At 36.2% G+C, this 3,083-nt stretch carries 2 protein-coding genes and 1 pseudogene; all 3 read right to left on the bottom strand.

The features are described 5' to 3' along the window. Positions 1-59: 59 nt before the first annotated feature. Entirely contained in the window at positions 60-1,673 is a 1,614-nt protein-coding gene (locus tag AACY61_RS11265; RefSeq protein WP_339611685.1) for an FG-GAP-like repeat-containing protein, read from the bottom strand. A 24-nt stretch (positions 1,674-1,697) separates the two neighbouring features. Further along, positions 1,698-2,807, bottom strand: a complete 1,110-nt coding sequence (locus tag AACY61_RS11260; protein WP_339611683.1) for a hypothetical protein — start codon at positions 2,805-2,807, stop codon at positions 1,698-1,700. A gap of 92 nt (positions 2,808-2,899) precedes the next feature. Continuing rightward, a pseudogene (locus tag AACY61_RS11255) lies at positions 2,900-3,083 on the bottom strand (FAD-dependent oxidoreductase); the annotation flags it as partial.

Below are 3,083 nucleotides of genomic sequence, written 5' to 3'. Positions count from 1 at the left end.
ACAACAATTATTAGTAAAAAAAGTACAAAATCTTTCATAAGGACAAAATAGATTATCAATTAGTTTTTTATAAATCGGATAGATGCTCTCTCATTTATAACCTCTAGGTTTAAAACATAAACTCCTGAGGATAATTTTGAAATATCAAGAGTTGAACTTTTTAATTTTTCTTTTAAAACTAATCTTCCTGACATATCATAAATATGAGCTTCTGCCCCAATTAGATTTTCCCTAGTTGTTATTGCCAAAACATCTTTAACGGGGTTTGGAGAGAGGGTTAAGTCATACAAACTATTTTCTTCTACACTCAATGTTTGACCTTCAACAATTAGGTGACTGGTGTTTATTTCCGGGTTGTCAATCACATCAATAATTCCCGATGGCCATCTCACAATAAGTTGCTCTATTTCTGTGTCTTGGCCGATTCCGAAATGTGTGTTGAGGGTACTCATAAATCTAAATCCTTCACCGCTTCTAACGTCTCTTATTTGTGTTCCTAAAGCACTAACAATTTCTATTCTGGCTCCTATTCCGTTTCTATTACTTTCAACTCCTTGTGTGTTTAAAACAATCCAGTTGTTGTTGTTTCCACTATTATAATGAACCTCATTTCCCTGAAAAGCATCCAGAAATCCATCATTATTAAGGTCTGCGATGGCGGCTCCTGAAAATGGAATTGTAGTAGTAGTAAAGGTGAAGTCGCCGTTATTAATAAACAACGTATTAGAATTTCCAAAAATGTCGAGATATCCGTCATTATTAAAATCATAAGTTGCGTGCTCAATGCTGGTACCGCCAAAGGTGTCAAAGCCCGAGCCTGCTGTGATGTCTGAAAAAGTACCATCACCATTGTTTTTCATTAATTTATGACCACCGTCTGAAAATGAACTAGCTCCAACAAGTACATCCATAAAACCATCATTATCAAAATCCCCCCAAGCTGATGACCAGGTTTGAACAGCATCTCTTAATCCAGATTCAACACTCACGTCACTAAACGTTCCATCGCCATTATTTCTATGGAGTTCATTAAACTTTGCTGTTGCTCCTTGTCCACCACCACTGCATTTTGCAATGAAGAGATCAAGGTTTCCGTCATTGTTGTAGTCAACCCACAATGAGCCATAATGCCCACCAACGGGAACGTCACCAAGCCCTCCTTGATTGAATTCTAAATTTCCGTTCCCATCATTAATAAAATAAACATTAGGTGCTATGTCGTGGCAAGCAAATGCATCAAGATTTCCGTCGTTGTTTATATCAACAAAATTGGTGCGTTGAACAAAAACAAATTCAGGAAAAGATACTTCTGTAAATGCTGTACCGTTGTTGTTTGCCTTCATAAAAGTAACTCCACTACTACTGCCAAAAATCAAATCATTATAACCGTTTCCGGTATAGTCTCCTGCAGACAAACTCCAGGAGGGTAAATTATCAGCGTTGGTAGTTGTGAAGTTTTGAGGTGTAAAGGTGCCATCTTCATTTTGAAAATGAATGTTGATGTTGGTTCCGCTTACCGAAACGATATCATCCAGAAAATCACCATTCATATCAACAGCACAAATATTGTATTGACCTGTAACATCTATGTTTTCTGTAGTAAAACTAATTTGCGAAAATAGTGTGTTTATTGATATTAAAGCAATTATCAATAGTGTAAGTTGTGATTTCATAAGTTTAACGATTAATTTTTGGGGTTAATTACAATTTGTATCTAAAGAGTTTATCCATTCTTCTACCAATTGGACGGCTTCATCGTGGATTAACTTTCTGCCAACAAGGGGCATTTTTATAGCGTCTTCAGTAGTGTTCATTCTGTGAAAAAGCACTGACCTCTCGGCATCTCCCGGATACACGATGTGAGTTGGATCTGCATCAGTAATCCAAAAGCTTATATCTTCATCTGGTTCTACACAAATGCCTAGGTTTTCATTAATTGTGGTTTCAGTAAAAGCAAGTTTTATCGGCCTGTAATCGCAGTGACCTCCCTCAGAGTGGCAATGTGCACAATTGGAATCAAAATAAGAACGCATTCTTAAATCTAAAGATTCTGAACCGTCATTCCAGTCTACTGTTGTCGCTATTGATGAAGGGTAATTGCTATCCAGATAGCCCATTTCCTCCCATTTTACCATTTGATTTTGGCTTCCATCTGAATAGTTAAAAATGGAATTAATGTTTTGGGGTTTGGGGCCAATAGGAATTGCATCTCCAAAGCTTTTATGACACATTAAACACTCAGATTCTGAAGGAATTCTATAATTGACGCTTTTTGCTTGTCCATTTTGTAGCCATTCTATTGGAACGTTTCTACCGTTCATATCAAGTACTGCTTCCGTTTGCTCTTCATTCCATATGTATTCTGCAAAAATCCATTGGTTATTTTTTTTGATCAGCAATCTTGTTTCAAGTATTTTCGTTTTATTTTCAGGAAGAACATTGTCATAATAGAAGTTTTTAATAATGATTGTCCCTTCGGGAAAATTAAAAAGTAGCTCGTCTCCAACAAAGCTTGCCTTTTGTTCAGAAGGCATCCAAATAAATCGTTTTTTGTGTGCATAATCTGTAAAAAGGGGCGTGATAAGATTGTAAGGTAAAACACCGTAAACAGGTTGCAGGTTTGCCATATCGCCTTCATAAAAATTATATTCTGAAAGCGTTTGAAAAGGCATGTTTTCAGGGTCAAAATTTACTGGTGACTCAGGAAGCGGCTCTTCAATGATAGGTTCATATACATCAGAGTCTGAAGAGCAAGAATACAATATTAATGCCATGAGTAAGATTGTGGGGAGATGAAATTTAAGCATAAATAACCTATTTGTTAAATTTTAGATTAGAAGGCTACAATATAATTGATTTTTGTGAAATCTTGCATTAAAATTTCAGAAAGCCTCTGTTATTAAATTAGTTCTGACAAATCTTTACCAATACTGGAGCCAATTGCCACCCCCATTCCACCCAATCTGATTCCACAATAAACAGATTCTGAAATTTGTTTTACAATTGGTTTCTTTTTAGTCCCTACTCCCATTATTCCGCTCCACCGGTGCTCAATTTCAAAAGTCCTATTGGGAAGAATTACT

Origin of the sequence: uncultured Planktosalinus sp. (assembly GCF_963973675.1) — a bacterium.
In the GTDB taxonomy this organism is placed as follows: Bacteria; Bacteroidota; Bacteroidia; order Flavobacteriales; family Flavobacteriaceae; genus Planktosalinus.
This window is presented reverse-complemented; position numbering and strand designations above follow the sequence as displayed.

Bases quoted from the DNA above. Each gene is read 5' to 3' on its own strand.
- AACY61_RS11265 (WP_339611685.1), bottom strand. From the start codon at position 1,673: ATGAAATCACAACTTACACTATTGATAATTGCTTTAATATCAATAAAC.
- AACY61_RS11260 (WP_339611683.1), bottom strand. From the start codon at position 2,807: ATGCTTAAATTTCATCTCCCCACAATCTTACTCATGGCATTAATATTG.